This window comes from Serratia sp. NFX21 (genome assembly GCF_048517035.1).
GTDB classification, from domain to species: domain Bacteria; phylum Pseudomonadota; class Gammaproteobacteria; order Enterobacterales; family Enterobacteriaceae; genus Serratia; species Serratia quinivorans.
Genome location: NZ_CP183196.1, coordinates 3,897,941 through 3,915,758 on the forward strand (window position 1 = coordinate 3,897,941; position 17,818 = coordinate 3,915,758).

Annotated in this window: 13 protein-coding genes and 1 tRNA gene; 4 read left to right on the forward strand and 10 right to left on the reverse strand. The window is 54.9% G+C overall.

The features are described from left to right. Nucleotides 1-25: 25 nt before the first annotated feature. Entirely contained in the window at nucleotides 26-913 is an 888-nt protein-coding gene (locus ACNT1W_RS18285) for a LysR family transcriptional regulator (protein WP_419245974.1), read from the reverse strand. A 177-nt stretch (nucleotides 914-1,090) separates the two neighbouring features. On the opposite strand from ACNT1W_RS18285, the gene ACNT1W_RS18290 reads away from it, so the two are divergent. Then, entirely contained in the window at nucleotides 1,091-2,626 is a 1,536-nt protein-coding gene (locus ACNT1W_RS18290) for an MFS transporter (protein ID WP_419245975.1), read from the forward strand. 81 nt (nucleotides 2,627-2,707) lie between these two features. On the opposite strand, the gene ACNT1W_RS18295 is transcribed toward ACNT1W_RS18290, so the two are convergent. The 3 genes from ACNT1W_RS18295 to ACNT1W_RS18305 all read right to left on the reverse strand — a co-directional run bounded on the left by ACNT1W_RS18295 (nucleotide 2,708) and on the right by ACNT1W_RS18305 (nucleotide 6,200). Beyond that, nucleotides 2,708-3,898 carry a sugar transporter gene (locus ACNT1W_RS18295; RefSeq protein ID WP_041418615.1) on the reverse strand — a complete coding sequence of 397 codons (1,191 nt, stop codon included), beginning with the start codon at nucleotides 3,896-3,898 and terminating at the stop codon, nucleotides 2,708-2,710. A gap of 160 nt (nucleotides 3,899-4,058) precedes the next feature. Continuing rightward, nucleotides 4,059-5,000, reverse strand: coding sequence for a sugar phosphate isomerase/epimerase family protein (locus ACNT1W_RS18300; protein ID WP_012145911.1), 942 nt, complete (start codon nucleotides 4,998-5,000; stop codon nucleotides 4,059-4,061). A 21-nt stretch (nucleotides 5,001-5,021) separates the two neighbouring features. Continuing rightward, nucleotides 5,022-6,200, reverse strand: a complete 1,179-nt coding sequence (locus ACNT1W_RS18305; RefSeq protein WP_419245976.1) for a Gfo/Idh/MocA family protein — start codon at nucleotides 6,198-6,200, stop codon at nucleotides 5,022-5,024. Nucleotides 6,201-6,521: 321 nt separating this feature from the next. Between ACNT1W_RS18305 and ACNT1W_RS18310 the strand changes: the two genes are divergently transcribed. Together ACNT1W_RS18310 and ACNT1W_RS18315 are read left to right on the forward strand one after the other, a co-directional pair. Next, nucleotides 6,522-7,553 (forward strand): LacI family DNA-binding transcriptional regulator, encoded by a 1,032-nt coding sequence (locus ACNT1W_RS18310; RefSeq protein WP_012145913.1) that lies wholly within the window; start codon nucleotides 6,522-6,524, stop codon nucleotides 7,551-7,553. Between the two features lie 47 nt (nucleotides 7,554-7,600). Next, the gene (locus ACNT1W_RS18315) at nucleotides 7,601-8,287 is read left to right on the forward strand and encodes an aspartyl/asparaginyl beta-hydroxylase domain-containing protein (RefSeq protein ID WP_112362550.1); all 687 of its coding nucleotides are present in this window, start codon (nucleotides 7,601-7,603) and stop codon (nucleotides 8,285-8,287) included. Here ACNT1W_RS18315 and ACNT1W_RS18320 read toward each other — a convergent pair. The 5 genes from ACNT1W_RS18320 to ACNT1W_RS18340 form a co-directional block, all read right to left on the reverse strand. Then, nucleotides 8,284-9,000, reverse strand: a complete 717-nt coding sequence (locus tag ACNT1W_RS18320; RefSeq protein WP_261136752.1) for an ABC transporter ATP-binding protein — start codon at nucleotides 8,998-9,000, stop codon at nucleotides 8,284-8,286. The genes ACNT1W_RS18315 and ACNT1W_RS18320 overlap by 4 nt on opposite strands. Continuing rightward, nucleotides 8,997-9,872, reverse strand: a complete 876-nt coding sequence (locus ACNT1W_RS18325) for an ABC transporter ATP-binding protein (protein WP_012145916.1) — start codon at nucleotides 9,870-9,872, stop codon at nucleotides 8,997-8,999. Before ACNT1W_RS18325 ends, ACNT1W_RS18320 begins: the two co-directional genes overlap by 4 nt. Beyond that, nucleotides 9,869-11,155 (reverse strand): high-affinity branched-chain amino acid ABC transporter permease LivM, encoded by a 1,287-nt coding sequence (livM, locus tag ACNT1W_RS18330; protein ID WP_012145917.1) that lies wholly within the window; start codon nucleotides 11,153-11,155, stop codon nucleotides 9,869-9,871. Before livM ends, ACNT1W_RS18325 begins: the two co-directional genes overlap by 4 nt. A gap of 10 nt (nucleotides 11,156-11,165) precedes the next feature. Further along, on the reverse strand, nucleotides 11,166-12,080 hold the full coding sequence (locus ACNT1W_RS18335; RefSeq protein ID WP_017893418.1) for an ABC transporter permease subunit: 915 nt from the start codon (nucleotides 12,078-12,080) through the stop codon (nucleotides 11,166-11,168). A 150-nt stretch (nucleotides 12,081-12,230) separates the two neighbouring features. Further along, nucleotides 12,231-13,349, reverse strand: coding sequence for a branched-chain amino acid ABC transporter substrate-binding protein (locus ACNT1W_RS18340; RefSeq protein ID WP_099063757.1), 1,119 nt, complete (start codon nucleotides 13,347-13,349; stop codon nucleotides 12,231-12,233). A 479-nt stretch (nucleotides 13,350-13,828) separates the two neighbouring features. Between ACNT1W_RS18340 and ACNT1W_RS18345 the strand changes: the two genes are divergently transcribed. Continuing rightward, nucleotides 13,829-13,904: transfer RNA gene (locus ACNT1W_RS18345), tRNA-Asn, on the forward strand. 114 nt (nucleotides 13,905-14,018) lie between these two features. On the opposite strand, the gene ACNT1W_RS18350 is transcribed toward ACNT1W_RS18345, so the two are convergent. Then, a complete protein-coding gene (locus ACNT1W_RS18350) occupies nucleotides 14,019-17,741 on the reverse strand; it encodes an NACHT domain-containing protein (RefSeq protein WP_419245977.1) in 3,723 nt (1,240 codons plus the stop codon). Nucleotides 17,742-17,818: the final 77 nt, after the last annotated feature.

The window sequence follows — 17,818 nt, forward strand, 5'->3', positions numbered from 1 at the left end:
GCTTAAGGTAACTTAGGTGGGCTTTTTATTGCCCACTGGCCGGGAATAACCGTTCACCAAGAAAGTCGATAAAAACGCGCAGTTTGGGCGCCAGGTATTTGCTGGATGGCCAGATAACGCGAAAAGCACCCTGGTGCTCGACAAACTCCTCCAGCACCTTTTGCAGTTCACCTCGCTGCAACGCCGCCTTCACCATAAAATCCGGCAGGCAAGCAATGCCTAACCCGTCCTGCGCCACGGGCAACAGCGCCTCGGTGGTATTGCAGATCATGGTCGTCGGCAGTTCAGGTAAGTCTTCCCCCAGCAGCGGCCAGGTTTCAAAGCGCCCGGTGGCAGGGAATTTATGCTGTAAACAGGCATGGTTGAGCAAATCCGCCGGTTTCTCTGGCACACCTCGCCGCGATAAATAATCCGGCGATGCCACCAGCACCAGTTGAAAGCCGCCCAAACGGCGTGATACCAACCGCGAATCGGCTGGCTCACCGGTACGCACCACCGCATCAAACCCCTCTTCGACGATGTCGACCATACGATCGGAAAAATCCACGTCCAGTTCGATATCCGGGTACTGATGCATAAAGTCCGTCAATACCGGCATTAGCAACCCACTGACCAGCGGCAGGCTAATGCGCAGCTTGCCACGCGGTGCGGCGCGGCTGTCGGCCAGCTCAAGTTCAGCGGCGGCGATCTCCGCCAAAATGCGGCGGCAGCGCTCAAGAAACAGCGATCCTTCTGCCGTCAGTGTCACACTGCGGGTACTGCGGTGAAATAAACGCACCGCCAACCGCTGTTCCATACGCGCCACGCTCTTACCCACCGCAGAAGACGAAACGCCTAACTGCCGCGCAGCATCGGAGAAACTGCGTGTTTCCGCAACCTGCACAAACGCCAGAATTCCATTAAGACTGTCCATCACTCGCGATCCTTTATTCCGGACATTTTTGTCCGATATCTATGGAAATTTAGCCTATTTTTCTCCACTGCGGGAAGGATTACCTTAATGGCAACGCAGTCAGCAGACCATAACCCGGCGCTTAGCGCTGCGCGGTACCCGCTTGCGGGCTTTTTTCACCAGAGACAGATGAGCGCCATGACGCAAATAACCTACACCGCAGACCGTTTTGAAATCCAGACATGGCTGCAATTACTGGCCGCCTGCCTGACCGCTATCCTGATCCCACTGAGCTTTACCGGTCCGGCGGTGGTCTTGCCCTCCATCAGCCATTCGCTGGGTGGCAGCGCCGTACAACTGAGTTGGGTAGTCAATGGTTATATTCTTACCTATGGCAGCGCCATGATGGCCGCCGGTAGCCTGGCCGATATTTATGGCCGTAAACGGGTCTGGTTGTTCGGGCTGGGCGCGTTCGCCATTCTGACCATGATGATCCCCTTCGCCCCTTCGGTGGTGGGAATAGATATTTTGCGGCTGGCGCAGGGGCTGGCCGGTGCGGCGGCTTTTGCCGGTGCGATGGCGTCGCTGGCGCAGACTTTCTACGGGCCGGTTCGCACCCGCGTTTTTAGCCTGCTGGGCACCACATTCGGTATTGGCCTGGCTTTTGGGCCGTTGGCCTCAGGCTGGCTGGTGGTGACCGCAGGCTGGCCATGGGTGTTCTTCGCCACCGCGTTGATTGGCCTGGCGGGATTGGCACTGGTGGCGCTCAGCGCAACGGAATCCCGCGATCCCCATGCGGCGGGGTTGGACTGGCCCGGTGCCGTTAGTTTTACTGCTGCGTTGGCGTTGTTCACCTACGCCATTCTGCTGGCACCGGAAAACGGTTGGGGCAGCCTGTCGGTGGCCGGTTCATTACTGCTGTCGCTGGCGGTTTTTATCGCCTTTGTACTGATTGAGCGCCGGGTAGCACGGCCAATGCTCGATCTGACCCTGTTCCGCTGCCCCCGCTTTATTGGGGTTCAGGTGCTGGCAGCCTCGCCAGCATTCTTTTTTGTGATATTGATCGTCATGCTGCCAGGGCGTTTTATCGGTATTGATGGGCAAAGCGCGCTCGAAGCCGGTAAAACCATGATTGCTCTGGCGGCTCCATTGCTGTTCGTGCCCTTTCTTGCGGCACTGCTGGCACACCGTTTTACCTCTGGCGTGCTCTCCGGTATCGGGTTGCTGTTGGTCGCCGTCGGGCTGGCCTGGCTGGGTCATGAACTGACAGCAAATAACGGCCACGGCTTGATAGCACCGATGCTATTGATCGGCACCGGTATCGGCCTGCCCTGGGGGTTGATGGATGCCATGGCGGTCAGCGTGGTGGAAAAAGAACGGGCGGGCATGGCCACCGGGATATTCAACGCGGTACGTGTCTCGGCCGACGGCATCGCCATTGCGATTGCCGGTGCGGTACTGGCCATGCTGATCCAGGGCGGTCTGTTTGCAGCACTCACCGGCAATGGTGGCACGCAACATTTGGTTGAGGCGGCCAACCGCGCGGCACTGGGTGATTTGAACAGTGCCGCCGCCTTGCTGCCCGGGCAACGCCAGTTAATGCTGCAAATCTATGATCAGGCTTTCCGCAACTTGCTGTATATCCTGGCGATAGCCTCTGCCGCCTGCGCGTTACTGATATTTGGGCTATTGGGGCGCTTGCATGCTCACGATAGCACGTCGGTGGAGGAATAACGCGGGTACGTCTTCCGGGTTAACAATAAGTTAGGATGAGACTGACAATGAGCCGGCGGCCCACTATCAGAGCGCAGGAAGTTAGCGGATTTGGTGGTGTTGCAGGCGTTCACTACGGTAAAAGTTCAGCAGGCACCAGCCAAGGGCGATCAACGCCAGTGGGGCAGCGACAAAACCGATGTTGCCCATACCCAGATACTGGCTGACCTGGTTACCCAGCAGTGCGCCGGCACCGATGCCGAAGTTATACAGCCCGGAATAGATCGACATCGCCACGTCGGTAGCGTCCGGGGCCAGGTTCAATACTTTGGCCTGCATCGACAAACCAATTGCCATGATTGCCATGCCCCATACCGCAAACAGCACCGTCAGGTGGTTTTCATCACCGGAGGCCGGTAACAGCAGCAGCAGGCTCAGCATCAATAAGGCGATGGCGCCGATGAAAAAGCCCGACGGGAAACGCTCGCTGAAACGGCTAAACAGCAGACTGCCAATGATACCGGCGGCACCGAACAGCAACAGCATCAGGGTGGTGAAGTTTTCCGATAGCCCGGCCACGGTCTGAATAAAGGGTTCGATATAGCTGTAGGCGGTAAAATTGGCCGTCACCACAATGATGGTCAGCATATACAGGCTGACCAACGCCGGGCGCTTAAACAGCATTGGCACGCTGGCCAGCGAGCCGGAATGCTCGCTTTTCAGCACCGGCAGCAAACGCCACAGCAGCACCAGCGCCAGCGTGGCACAGACGGCGATACCAATAAAGGTCATGCGCCAGCCGAGGATTTGACCCACGATACGGCCCAGCGGCAGGCCGAGCACCATCGCCAGCGCGGTCCCCCCCGCCAACAGGCTCAATGCCTGCGCCTTTTTACCCGCGGGTGCGACCCGGATCGCCAGCGAGGCGGTGATCGACCAAAATACCGCATGGGCCAGCGCCACACCGGCACGGGAAATCACCAGCGTGGTGAAGTTCCATGCCACGGCGGTCAGCACATGGCTGGCGATAAACAGGATAAATACCCCGATCAGCAGTTTGCGCCGCTCAATCCGGCTGGTCAGCAGCATACACACCAGCGAACTGGCGGCGACGATCCAGGCATAAATAGTGATGATCAACCCCACCTGCTCGGTCTGCATCGAGAAGCTTTGGGCGATATCACTCAGCAACCCGACCGGAATGAACTCGGTGGTATTGAAGATAAAGGCCGAAACGGCAAGAATGACCACGCGCAACCAGGCAGTTGAGCGAGAGACCTGAGTTTGTTCCATGTTAAACGGGATCCGGACGGGAGCGGGAAGTAGCGATATTTTAACCAATCGGTAGGGTAAATGCGACATGCGTCACATTTTTATTAACCTGTTTTTTTCGCCAGCCTTTTGCCATCCACGGCCTGCACAATGGCAGACCCTGGACAGCAACGGATGCCGTTTACTGACTGATACAGTGCTTTAACGCCTCGACCGAGGTATTGATGCCGGCATCGACCGACATGGTCAGATCCTCCATCTCCAGCGACACCCAGTCGTTATAGCCCATCATGCGTACCACCGAGAAAAACTCTTTCCACCACTGCAGATCCTGCCCGCAGCCGACCGCCACATAATTCCAGGCGCGCTCCGCCACCTGCTCCACCGGCCGGGTTTCCAGCAGCCCGTTGACGGCCACCACGCCCCTTTCCAGCCTTACGTCCTTGCCGTGCACGTGGTGGATGGCGTCCCCCAAACGGCGGGCTACGGCAATCGGATCGGCCCCCATCCAAATCAGGTGGCTGGGATCAAGATTCAGCCCGACCATCGGCCCCACCGCGTCACGCAGCCTGAACAAGGTGTCGGGGTTCCACACCAGCATCGAGCTAAAGTTCTCCAGCGCGAATTTCTCGATGCCAAACGCCTGTGCCTTTTCCACCAGCCGTTGCCAGTAGGGGATTGCCACTTCGTTCCACTGATAATCCAGGCAGTTTTTCAGCGTCGGCGGCCAACTGACGGTATAGGTGATCCAGTTGGGGATGCTGTCGCCGGGAGCCGCAGGGGGCAATCCGCTCATCATGACGATTTTCTTCACCCCCAGGCCAGCGGCCAGCGCCAGCGTGTTGTCGGTATCGTGGCGATGTTTTTCCCCCAACACGCCCGGCTCCAGCGGGTTACCGGAAACGTTCAGCGCGGCAATCTTCATGCCGCGGCTTTCCAGTGCCGCCAGTAACCGTCGGCGCTTACCGGCGTCCTGCAATAACGCCACGGTATCCAGATGCGGTGCCGAAGACCAGCCGCCGGTGGTCATTTCCACTCCAAACACCCCCAATTCGCCCAATCGATCCAACATGGCTTCAAACGGCAGGTGGCCCAGACTATCGGTACAGAAAGAAAGCTTCATGTTATGTCTCCGCAAAAAGGTTTATTCAAAGGCTACCCAGCGAGCACCCTGATCGGCTGAGCGCACGCAGTTTTCAATCCAGCGCACACCGTCGATCCCGGCGTCGATGTCTGGATACACCAGTTGATCCAACGCCTGCCGATCGCCCCGGTTGCAGGCATCAATCGCCAGGGCGAATTTCAGGTAGATGTTGGCCCAGGACTCGCTCAGCCCCTCGGTATGCAGCGCCCCCAGCCGCTCCCAGGCGTTGCAGGTTTCGTCCAGATAGGGCATGCCGCGATATAGCGTCTGATTGGGTTGCCCCTGCACCTGGTAACTCAGCTCGCTGGGGTTGATGTCGGTCCATTCCAGGCTGGCCTTCGAGCCGACGATGCGAATACGCTGGCTGCTCATGGCACCGGCATTGACCGATGAGGCCCACATGCGCCCCACCGCGCCGTTGGCATAGCGCATCATCACCAGCGCGTTGTCTTCCAGCGGCGCACGCGAGGGAATAAAGCTCTGCCGATCGCAAAGCAGTTCGCTGATCTGCATCTGCGGCATCACCAGTTGGGACAGGTAATAGGTGTGGGTGGAAATATCGCCCAGTACAAAGCTCGGGCCTGAGATTTGGGGATCAATGCGCCATTTCTGCGCATCGCTGAGACGGTCAACCTCGTCGGTGGCATTAAAACCGTGGGTATATTGCAGATCCACCATGCGCACCTCGCCGATCTGCCCGTTGGCAATCATGGCGCGCATCTGCAGCAGCAACGGATGGCCGGAGAAACCGTAGGTCACGCCGACAATGCGGTTTTTTTCCGCCGCCAGTGCCTTGATTTCGTAGGCTTCCCGGCTGGTGAAAAACAGCGGTTTTTCGCAAATCACGTGCAGCCCGGCCAGCAGTGCCGCACGGGTAATTTCGTAATGGGTGCCATTCGGCGTGGCCACCGACACCACTTCTATGCCGTCTTCTCGCCTGGCCTCTTGAGCAAACAGCGTGCGGTAATCGTCATAGCAGCGATCGGCATCCACCCCCAGATTGACGCCGAATTCGCGGCCGCGCTCCGGCACAATATCAAATGCCCCAGCCACCAGCGCAAAGGCGGTGTTATCCCGCAATGCACCGCAACGGTGTTTATAACCCACCTGCCCCAACCGCCCGCCGCCGACCATCGCCCAACGCAAAGGCCGTGGCGTTTTTCTTTCACCATTCAACATAGTTACTCCCGAAGCTCAAAGTTTCTGATATTTCCGCCGTGTTGCACCCGGGTGCAAATTTAAAATGCACCCGGGTGCAAAATTGAGTGGCAACTTGACCGCAAAACAAATGCCACTTGCGATGGACTATTGGAGAGGGTTAAAAATAAGTCAAATGCGCCATGATAAATCTGCCGCTCAGGATCACAATTTACCGATCAAAGGATCAATATGGCGCCCTGTCCTGCACCAGGGATCTCACCGCTGACGGCAGCAACTCCCGCATCCGGCAAGGCTGTGCTAATCTGTTGAACCCATACCGTTTTTTCATCACGAGCAAAGATGATGGCGAAGAAACCCGGCGCGATCCCCGCGCCCACTGCACGCAAGGCAACGGCCAGTGATGTGGCGGCCCGTGCCGGCGTGTCCAAATGGACGGTATCGCGTGCCTTTACCGACGGTGCGTCGATCTCGCCCCATGCGAGGTTGCGCGTTCAGACCGCGGCCAGAGAATTGGGCTATCGCCCTAATCTGCTGGCGCGTAGCCTGTCGAAAAAAAGCACCCGCATCATCGGGCTGGTGGCGGACGAGCTAAAAAACCCGCATATTTTCACGCTGCTGGACGAAGTCACCCGGCAGTTGCAAAGCCGCGGCTATATGGCCTTGCTGCTGAATATCACCTCGGAACACGACTATGAATCGGTGCTGACGCTGGCCGATCAAATGCAGGTGGATGGCCTGCTGTTTCTCGGCACCCTGCTCAACGATCGGCTGATTACGCTGGCACAGGATATTCACCATATTCCACTGGTGGTGCTGTATCGCTATAGCGAAAGCCCCTATATCCAGGTGTTGGCCACTAACGGCTATCAGGCCGGGCGTGAAATTGGCGAACTGTTGCTGACGCAAAATTATCAGCGCATGGGCTATCTGGCTGGGCCGGTGAGCGAATCCACCCAGTTACGCCGCCTTGACGGTTTCCGCGCCGCGCTGGCGGAAAAACAACGCGACGTCAGCGTGGTGCTGCAGGCCCCGCATTATCAACGTCAGTGCGGCATGGAAGCCTTCGCGGCCTACCTGGCAACCACCCCGGCGGAACAACGGGTTGAGGCGATTTTTTGTGAGAACGATATTCTGGCAGTGGGGGTTATCGACGCCATCCGCGCCACACCGGGCTGTGCGCCGATTGCCGTGGTGGGGTTTGATGACATTGAACTGGCCGCCTCCCCCAGTTACCAGTTGACCACTTATCGCCAGCCGATGCAGTCGCTGATTGCCGATGGCATCCATTGCCTGACGCAAGCTTTCGAACCGGGCGGCCAACGTTTATATAACGGTGAATTAATCGTCCGGCGGTCGCATATTAAACAATAATAATACCAACGGTCGGCGAGAGCTTGGGTCACGCTAATAGAGGTCACATGTCAGCTATCTATGATTGGTCGGTGTTGGCATTACGCCGTATTTACGATCGCCGCATCAGCGGTGCGCCGGTGCTCGACAGCGCCCAACTGTTCCCCGACGCACAGCGTTTTACCGCCCAGTGGCCGCAGATCCGTGATGAGGCACTGACCCTGGCGCAAGATCTGCACAATATTCCGCGATTTCACGAAATTATGAGTGAACAGGCGTCGATCTCCGCCAATGACGCGCGTGACTGGCGCATGTTCATCATGCAGGCCTACGGCCAGCCGATAACGCGCAACCTTGCACGCTGCCCCTTATTGGCCAGCCTGATCGCTTCCTCTCCGGATGTGCTTTCCGCCTCGCTGTCTTTCCTGGCCCCCGGTAAACAGGTGCCGGCGCACCGTGGCCCGTTCCGTGGCATTCTGCGCGGTTATCTGGTGCTGTCGATGCCCAAGGGTGCCGATGGTCTGCCCGCCGCCGTATTGAAAGTCGACGGGCAGGAATACCGGCTCAATGAGGGGGAATTTATGCTGTGGGATGATACCTTCGAACACGAGGTGTGGAACGACAGCGACCAGGTGCGCACCGTGTTGCTGCTGGATATCCGCCGCCGCGATTTACCCACCGGGCTGCGGATGTTGTCCAACGGCATTATTGCACTGGTGCGGCTGAACGTGCGCTGGATCCAGCGCCAGTTCTAGGCCCCGCCCAGATAGGCTTTCCTCACCTCCTGATCGTTTAACAACTCCGAACCACTGCCGGTCAGGCGGATCTGGCCGTTGACCATCACATAGCCGCGATCGGACAGTTTGAGCGCGTGGTTGGCATTCTGCTCCACCAGAAACAACGTCATGCCGCCACGGGTCAGCTCCCGTAAAATGCTGAAGATCTGTTTGACGATGATCGGCGCCAGCCCCAGGCTCGGCTCGTCCAGCAACAGCAGTTTGGGCCTGCTCATCAGCGCCCGGGCAATCGCCAGCATCTGCTGTTCGCCGCCGGACATGGTCATCGCCCGCTGGTTGCGCCGTTCCTTCAGGCGCGGGAACAGTTCGAACATGCGCTGCAAATCCTCATCCACATAGCGATTGCCAATGGTAATGGTGCCCATCAACAGGTTTTCCTCCACGCTCATGTCCGGGAAAATACGCCGCCCCTCCGGTGCCTGAGCGATGCCGCTGCTGGCAACGTAATGGGTGGAACGCTGGCTGATATCCTCGCCACGAAACAGGATCTGCCCACCGCTGATGCGCGGCTGGCCGAAGATGGACATCAGCAGCGTTGACTTGCCCGCGCCGTTGGCACCAATCAGCGCCACCGTTTCGCCTTCATTCACCTGTAGCGAGACCTGCTGCAACGCCTGGATCGGGCCATAAAACACGTCTACGTTGCGAAACTCCAACATCACATTGCTCATCCCGCCAGTTCCTCTTCATCCGCGCCAAGGTAAGCGGCGATCACCGTATCGTTGTGCTGAATTTCTTTCGGCGTGCCTTCGGCGATCACATCACCGTGATCGAGCACAATCACCCGATCGGAGATCTCCATCACCATGCCCATATCGTGTTCGATCAACAGCACCGTGATGCCGTGGTGCTGACGCAGAAAACGGATAATGCGGCTCAGCGTCGCCGTCTCTACCGGGTTTAGCCCGGCGGCGGGTTCGTCGAGACAGATCATTTCCGGCGTGGTGCACATTGCCCGCGCGATCTCCAGCCGCCGCTGTTGGCCGTAGGACATCTCCCCCGCCAGCCGGTTGGCGCAATCCACCAGCTCCACCACTTCCAGCCAGTAAAAGGCGCGATCCAGCGCCTGGTTTTCGGCCCGGCGGTAACCCGGCGTATTGAGCACGCCGGCGATCAGATTGCGGTTGCTCAGCATGTGCTGCGCCACCAGCAGGTTCTCCACCACCGACATTTCGCGGAACAAACGGATGTTCTGGAAGGTGCGCGCCAGCCCGGCGCGATTGACCAGATGGGTGCCGCCAAACATTTTGTAGTAAACGCGCGAGCCCAGGCGTTTCGGGTTAACCCAGTCACCGGCGTGGAATTTCTGCCCCAGCACCTGGATCACGTCGGTCGGCCGCTTATGGGTATTAAGCAGGATCGCGCCGCCGGTGGCGCGATAAAAACCGGTCAGACAGTTGAATACCGTGGTTTTACCGGCACCGTTGGGGCCGATCAGCGCGGTGATGGAACCGCGCTCTACCGCCAGATTCACGTCATTCAGCGCCTTGATACCGCCAAAATGCATCATCAGATGCTCAACCTGCAAGATAGCGTCGCTCATGGCTCTACCCCCTTGCGCGGAGCAAAACTGGAACGACTGATGCGCACCAGCCCACGCGGCCGCCAGATCATCATCGCCACCATCAACACGCCAAACAGCAGCACCCGGTACTCGGCAAAACTACGTAACAGCTCAGGTGCCACCGTGAGTACAAACGCCGCCAGCACTACGCCGATGGTCGAGCCCATACCGCCCAGCACCACGATCGCCAGGATCAGCGCCGACTCAAAGAAGGTGAATGAGGTGGGGTTGACGAAGCCCTGATAAGTGGCAAAAAACACCCCGGCCAGCCCGGCGGTAGAGGCACCCATCATAAAGGCCGACAGCTTCACCAGAACGTGGTTCAGCCCGAGCGAGCGACAGGCGATTTCATCCTCGCGCAGTGCCTCCCAGGCGCGGCCGATCGGCATGCGCGTCAGCCGGTGCTTGATGTACAGCACCAGCAGCACCACCAGGAACAGCACCGCATAGATAAAGATAAATTTCAGGTTGGGGTTATAGGCGATACCGAGGAATTCGTGGATCGGCACCCCGCCGTCCTTCGCCCGTCGGCCAAATTCCAGGCCAAAAATCGTCGGCGCAGGCACCGAGACGCCGTTGGGGCCACCGGTCAGCGACATCCAGTTATTCAGCACCAGGCGGATAATTTCCCCGAACCCCAGCGTGACGATCGCCAGATAGTCACCGTGCATGCGCAGCACCGGGAACCCCAGCAGCGCACCGGCCAGCGCGGCCATCAGCGCCCCCAGCGGCAACATCGCCCAGAACCCCAGCCCGAGATACTGATAACCCAGCGCCAGGCCATAAGCGCCAATGGCGTAGAACGCCACATAACCGAGATCCAGCAGCCCGGCCAGCCCGACAACAATGTTCAACCCCAGCCCAAGCAGCACGTAAATCAGCCCCAGGATCGCCACCGTCAGCAGGTACTTGGTGGCGACAAACGGAAACAGCAGCGCGATCACCGCCATTAACGGGATGATCCATCGCAGACTGGTTTTGGCCCCTATCGGCCGGACATACACCCCGTCATTGCCGCCGTCAAAACGCGTCAACAATTTCCGCCCCGGCGCAGTTTGCAGGAACAGGCTGAGCAACAGCCGCCCGGCCATTACCGCGGCGATAATCCACGCCAGGCGGCGCGGTTCAAAGTTAAAACTGTATCCGTTGAGAACAATACCGACGATCGGCCCGAAGACGATCAGGGCGATCAGCCCGGCCAGCACCGCATCCAGCAGGCTGCGTTTAACGTTCAGCCCTGGGTGAACCATAGATTGCGACATAGTTTTCCCCTCAAACCTTAGCGACCATTGGCCGACCGAGCAGGCCCTGAGGGCGGAAAATCAGGATCACCACCAGCAAACCGAAGGAAAACACGTCTTTGTAATCGGAGTTCACCATGCCGGCAAACTGCGCCTCCGCGACACCCAGCAACAGCCCGCCCAGCATCGCGCCGGGTAACGAACCAATGCCCCCCAGCACCGCGGCGGTAAAGGCCTTGATGCCGATAATAAAGCCGACGTAGAAATCAAAGGTGCCGTAGTTCATGGTGATCAACACCCCCGCCAGCCCGGCCATCGCGGCACCAATCACGAACACCAGGGAGATCACCCGGTCGGTATTGATGCCCAGAATGGACGCCATCTTGCGATCCTGCTGGGTGGCGCGGCAGATACGCCCCAGACGGGTGTGCTGAATGATGTAAGTGAGGATGGCCATGCCCAGCAGTGAGGCGACCAGGATAAACACCTTGGTGTAGGTGATTTGGATCACCCCACCGTCAAAGTTGAGGCGGAACACGCCGTCCAGCAAGGTCGGGATCCCTTGCTGGCGTGGCCCCTGGCTGATTTGCGCGTAGTTTTGCAAAATGAGCGACATGCCGATGGCGGAGATCAGCGGTGCCAGACGAGTGGAGTTGCGCAAGGGTTTGTAAGCGATCCGCTCTATCACCCAGCCATACACCCCGGTGACGACGATGGTAAACACCAGCGTGCCGAGGATCAGCAGCGGGAAGGATTGCAAGCCGAAGAACGACAGCAACGCTAGCCCGATAGCGCACAGGTAGGCGGAGATCATGTACACCTCGCCGTGGGCGAAGTTAATCATGCCGATAATGCCGTAAACCATGGTGTAACCGATGGCGATCAGGCCGTAAACCGCGCCGAGCGTCAGGCCGTTGATCAACTGTTGCAGAAAGAAAACATCCATAATGAGCAGTCTCGCCTGGTGGGACCGCAAGCTAGTGCAGACGCGGCCCAAGGGAAGTATCGGCGCGGATCCGCCGAACACGCGGATCCGCTTGTCAGTCATGTCAATCCAGCCCCATGCGGGCAGGAAAAACCTGAGCCTTCGGGCTGATTAGAGTTGGTGATATTTGCCTTTATCGTCCCATTGATAGACCACGTAATCCGATACCTTCAGGTCGCCTTTCTTGTCCCAGGCCTTTTTGCCCATCACGGTATCCACATCATGCGATTTCAGCCATTCGCTGGCCTTGGCGCTGTCTTTGCCGCCGGTAGCGCTGAAGGCTGCGGCGATTGCCTGAATCGAAGCATAGGAGTAGAGGGTGTAGCCTTCCGGCTCAAAACCGCTGGCGCGGAACTTGGCGATCACCGCCTTGCCCTCAGGAATTTGGCGTGGATCGTTACCGAAGGTCATCAGCACGCCGTTGGTGTACTGCGGCCCACCGGCAGCGGTCACCAGCTCTTCGGTCACGATGCAGTCACCGGAGAAGAACTTGGCGGTCACACCCTGCTCACGCATCTGGCGCACCAATGGCCCAGCCTCTGGATGGCAACCACCGAAATAGACCACGTCGGGTTTGACCGAGGCAATCTTGGTCACCAGCGCGTTGAAGTCTTTTTCACCGCGTGACAGCCCTTCATACAGCACTTCCTTCACGCCGCGCTTGTTCATTTCGGCCCTGGCGGCATCTGCCAGCCCCTGCCCGTAGGTGTCTTTGTCGTGGATCACCGCGATGCGTTTGGCTTTCAGGGTATTGAGCATGTAGTTGGTGGCGATCACCCCTTGCTGGTCATCACGGCCGCACATGCGGAACATGTTGGTCATGCCGCGTTCGGTGATCTGCGGGTTGGTGGATCCGGGGGTGATGGCGATAATACCTGCTTCGTCATACACCTCGGAGGCCGGCATGGTGGAGGAGGAGCAGAAGTGCCCGACCACCGCCGAGACCTTGTCCTGATCCACTAACCGGTTGGCGACCGAGACCGCCTGTTTGGGTTCGCAGGCGTCATCCCCCTGCACCAGTTTGATTTTTTCCCCTTTAATCCCACCGGCGGCGTTGATATCCGCTGCCGCCTGTGAGGCACCACGCCAGTACTGATCGCCATAGGTCGCATTCGGCCCGGAGAACGGCCCGGCGACGCCAATAACAATATCCGCCTGAGCATAAAAAGCAGAACCTAAACAACCGATAAGCAGAGCAGCGAGCGGACTTTTAATCAATTTCGATGACATTGTTGTATTCCTCAGCACTGTTTTAGCGAAACGCCCAGGGGCGTGGAGCAGTCACTTTATGTGTAGACGGGGAAAATAATTTGCGCGAGAGCGCAGTCGCATTACCCGAATTTAGGTAAGCAAAAATCCAGCCATTGTGACGGCCAATACATATTTTCTGTTCATTCATCCTACATATCAGAGGCAAAACACGGGGATTCACTACCGCGAGGAGGCGCGGTGGGGGGATCTGGTAGCAAACTCGCAGCAAAATTTTTCTGCCGTTCACCAAGCACCTCTCCCCCTGCGCACCAGAAGCGTGCAATGGCAGGTGCAACCAGGAAATCGGGGATTTTGTGGTGATAAACAGCGTGATTAAACAGGATGAGTGCCGAAAAACAACGCAACATGCTCATTCCATCAGCAAACGCGCCTTTCTTGCAGTTTAGTGCTTTGACAAAGCCGCACCACCCCGCTATTATTCGCCCCGTTCACACGATTCCTCTGTAGTTCAGTCGGTAGAACGGCGGACTGTTAATCCGTATGTCACTGGTTCGAGTCCAGTCAGAGGAGCCATATTAGAGAAGCCCGCTCAGGGAAACCTGAGCGGGTTTTTTGCTTTTGTTTTGGTGGATGGCGGCTATGAGCGAGGAGCGGACGCTCGCAGTTGCTCTTATCGATAATAAAGCCTTAATCGTACCTTTGTCCCGAGTGAAGTGATGCGAGTGCTATAGATGCACTTTCTCTGATCTCGACTTCAGTATCATTTAAAAGCTCACGGGCGAACAATTCAATTTTCTCTCGCTCTATGAACCGCGTGTTAAGAAGTGCTGTTGCGGCATATCGTAATTCGGCTGACTCATCTTTGAGGAAAGGTATGAGCGACATAACGGCTTCAGGATGCAAGTGAACTACAGTGATAATCTGTCGTAATAGCCTGGGTTTGCACACGCCATATCTTGCCCATACAGATATTTTCATCTGTAATCCGACATACTCATTGAGTGCATTCAAGAGAGCCTGTTCACCAGTTTCACGAATTTTCGTTCGTTTTTCCTGCACCATATCAAGAATAAGCGCCACATTATTTACCACATCTTTATTCTTGACCAAAATACCAGAAAGGTCATCACGCGGACTGTCCGGGATAACCCCATAATCCTCTGGATAGGGTTCCTCCCGCTGTTTCCACTCTTCATATATAAGACCAAGCTCATGCAGCAACTCATCTGTTTGGGGGAGTTTGGTTGCAAATGAGGCTGCGGCAAGGACTACATTCAGAAATTCATTACGGAGCCCCAGCGTTACAACACTTTCATGTTGTGAATTAAAAGGTTGAGTTAGAGCTCCAAACAAATATGAAGAGCCCTGTTCAGGAATGGTTGTTTGCAGTCTTTGAAGGAGTAATTGCTGCCAATTTTGACCCGGCATATCCTTTATGAACTGAGTACCTATGTGCAATGCTGCTCCTTCACCTTCCATTAGGATTCGTTTAATTCCTTCCATAACCCTTGGGTGATTTCTGTGCTCATAAAGAATAATGGCTGCTAAAGAACTGTAAAACTGACTTCCGTACAAAATAGTCGCAAGCAAATCATCGAAATCCTCGGGATTGATTTTGATATTTTCAGGTTTTACGAACGCATCAACTACGGGCAGCCTACAAGAATATTCAAAAAGTACAGATAGGTTTCCCTGACATTGCCTTTTAAAAATGGCGGACTGGTGCCTCAGTTTATCTAGTTCGATACCTGCAGATTTAGCTATCTTATAAAGGAACTTGCTTCGATGAATGAATTTTTCATCGGTCTCCTCAAGGCATCGTAGATCGCTCAAACTGAGGTGATGAAAACCGCTTGCACTCAAAAAAGCGCCGAGTTCTATCATATTTTCAGGTAAAATGTCGTCCTGCCCCGAAGTATTATAGTCACCAGCTAAAACAGAGATAAGAACGAGCCATTTCGCATTGATTTTATCGTAAGATCTTAAAAAATCTTGTTCTGTATACGGGGAGCGATTTACTTCATCCTGTAACTTGATACCTGCTTGTGTATAAAGTTTCGAAATCTTAAGAAAACAGTTGGCTGATACTCCCTTGCCTTTATCAATAATGGCATTAAGAGTACCAAGTCCAATATCCTCAGGGCTTTGAAGGATAATTTCAGCAGCTCCCAGAATGATACTATCCTGTATCTTCCTACCATTAGTGAAGTCAAATAGAGAATTCCTTTGTTTCAATCGCTTGGGCCACTTTGAATGAATACTCTTCAATGCAATTATTGCATCCTGGTAGCTGACTTCTTCGGGGTTACCTGCGAGGGTACATGCCCAGGAGACCAACCAAAGCCAGTTATCATTTGAATTAAGGTTAGCTCTTACATTATCGCTTACGATATCCCAGCTATATATCGATACTTGGCAAAGTGCCTCTCCTGCTGAGAACATGCTTGATGATGAAGATATGGCTTTCCAGCAACAGTCTGCAAAGGTGCGCAGTGCATCTTTGTTAACGGGGATTCCGGCTTCAATAATCAAGTTTATGACCTGATTCAACTCTCTAGTTGGTGTGGTTTCCCCTCGGAGTATTAATTCGCTCCATACATCAATAATTTCATCTACCAAACCAAGGTGGCTTACAAAAGAAAGTGTCCCACGACTGGAGTCCCCCTGAATAACTTTGATGAGCAAGTTACGTTTCAGGTTATGTGGTTGCCGTTCAATAAAGACAGCTGCGGCATACTCAGCAAAAGTTTTATGAATGAAGGTTACAGCCTCCTGATCAAGAGTGTGTATGTGCTCAATGACACCTACATTTTCCCAGAAATCAAAACAAGCCTGGACCTTATTACTGCAAGCGAGATACCCGTCTTGCGTTTCTTTTTGCCATTCAGAAACACAGTGCTTGAACGTCAATTCAAAAGGTTCAGTCCCGTGCTCAAATAGTATCCAGCCCAGCAAGAAGATGAACCAATTTCGTTCAGGTTCAGTTGGTACTGAACCTTCTAAACGTGCAGATGGATAAGCGGTTTCTAACAACTTAAACAACTGCCGATATAATGAGATTCTCGAGCTATCTGGCTCAATGCCTTTGGAAGATAAGGATGCAAGCATAGTTAAAATCAGTGGGCTTCTCGACGCGATACCTTTGAGATGCAATGATTTCAGTTGCTCTTTCGCGACATTAAGGGTTTGGTTTCGCGCCTCTGGACTTTCAAAAGGCAAGGCTTCCATCACTTGTATCAGTGCATCGTCGGCCTGAGATTCCTCCAGTGGAAGAAGCTCATAATGTCTCCAGTTTCCCAGCAGGCCTGGTCGGTAGCCTACGGGCCGACTGGTGAGTAATATCCTCGTTTTGGGATGCGCAACCGCAAATCTGTGAATAGCATCGGTAACAAGGTGCTGATTGACACCACACTCGTCAAGACCATCGCATAAAATGACAGCATCCTGCAGGTCGAGTGATTTGTATCTCAATCCCGAGCAACTTAGCGCTACATCATTCAGGGCTTCCTCAAAACGAATACCTTTATGGCTGATAAGAGAGACAACTTGCGAAAGTTGTGCCAGTAACACCATATGGCCTTCAGCAGCATAAGTTAGAGCTATGCGGCGAAGAAGGACTGATTTTCCGATGCCTGGTCCACCAATAATAATGCCCCGGGTAACATATCGACCAAGTGTATAAGCATCGAACTTGTCGATGTTACTCGTGCGATTTGCTGCATATTGGTGATAACTACTTAGAGCTTCAGATAAATCATCAGGGAAATTCTCTAAATCTTTAATGATTGAGGCTTTCAGTGGGATCCAACACTTCTGAAGTGATACAGGCTTGGCTTGCCCTGGAATAGTGAACTGAGAATAACTTTTCTCAAGCCACTTGCAGACAACAGCTCTGAGCTGGATACCACTTTCTGTTGTATCCATTTTGATGCCGATACCGACACTCCTGAACTCATTAAGCAACGAGGTTATTGTTGCCCTGCCTCTAATTCTGATGAGTTTGCGCGCTTGCTCAATCAGCACACACCATGCTCGAAGTGGTTCGTGGAATAAATGATTTAGTTGGTTGATGGCATTGATTTCGGCACTATTATTTCCATCTATTGCATCGACGGTGACAATTCGAAGCGAACTACACACTCGGTATAATTCCGAGGGTTCAAGCCCAACTCTCTTGATGAATTCATCACCTATTGCATGGATCCCATCGGTTCTTCCGGTCCCGATACGGACGATATTCTCAGCCAAATTCGAGCGAATGGTTACACTGCTGTTGGGACAAACAACTAATATTCCACAAGCAATACTGTTATCGCGAATGCCTTTTGCCAACGCACATAGTGCATCCCATAAATTAGTGCCACGTTTCAAGCCACGCTTAACCTGGACCTCTACCAATTTACCCGGCATTATGCACTTGTTGCACAATTATATGAAAATCAGCTAGTTACAAAAAATTTGCACGTATCACTAGCTGATCGTTTTGT

Bases quoted from the DNA above. Each gene is read 5' to 3' on its own strand.
- ACNT1W_RS18285 (WP_419245974.1), bottom strand. From the start codon at position 913: ATGGACAGTCTTAATGGAATTCTGGCGTTTGTGCAGGTTGCGGAAACA.
- ACNT1W_RS18290 (WP_419245975.1), top strand. From the start codon at position 1,091: ATGACGCAAATAACCTACACCGCAGACCGTTTTGAAATCCAGACATGG.
- ACNT1W_RS18295 (WP_041418615.1), bottom strand. From the start codon at position 3,898: ATGGAACAAACTCAGGTCTCTCGCTCAACTGCCTGGTTGCGCGTGGTC.
- ACNT1W_RS18300 (WP_012145911.1), bottom strand. From the start codon at position 5,000: ATGAAGCTTTCTTTCTGTACCGATAGTCTGGGCCACCTGCCGTTTGAA.
- ACNT1W_RS18305 (WP_419245976.1), bottom strand. From the start codon at position 6,200: ATGTTGAATGGTGAAAGAAAAACGCCACGGCCTTTGCGTTGGGCGATG.
- ACNT1W_RS18310 (WP_012145913.1), top strand. From the start codon at position 6,522: ATGATGGCGAAGAAACCCGGCGCGATCCCCGCGCCCACTGCACGCAAG.
- ACNT1W_RS18315 (WP_112362550.1), top strand. From the start codon at position 7,601: ATGTCAGCTATCTATGATTGGTCGGTGTTGGCATTACGCCGTATTTAC.
- ACNT1W_RS18320 (WP_261136752.1), bottom strand. From the start codon at position 9,000: ATGAGCAATGTGATGTTGGAGTTTCGCAACGTAGACGTGTTTTATGGC.
- ACNT1W_RS18325 (WP_012145916.1), bottom strand. From the start codon at position 9,872: ATGAGCGACGCTATCTTGCAGGTTGAGCATCTGATGATGCATTTTGGC.
- livM (WP_012145917.1), bottom strand. From the start codon at position 11,155: ATGTCGCAATCTATGGTTCACCCAGGGCTGAACGTTAAACGCAGCCTG.
- ACNT1W_RS18335 (WP_017893418.1), bottom strand. From the start codon at position 12,080: ATGGATGTTTTCTTTCTGCAACAGTTGATCAACGGCCTGACGCTCGGC.
- ACNT1W_RS18340 (WP_099063757.1), bottom strand. From the start codon at position 13,349: ATGTCATCGAAATTGATTAAAAGTCCGCTCGCTGCTCTGCTTATCGGT.
- ACNT1W_RS18350 (WP_419245977.1), bottom strand. From the start codon at position 17,741: ATGCCGGGTAAATTGGTAGAGGTCCAGGTTAAGCGTGGCTTGAAACGT.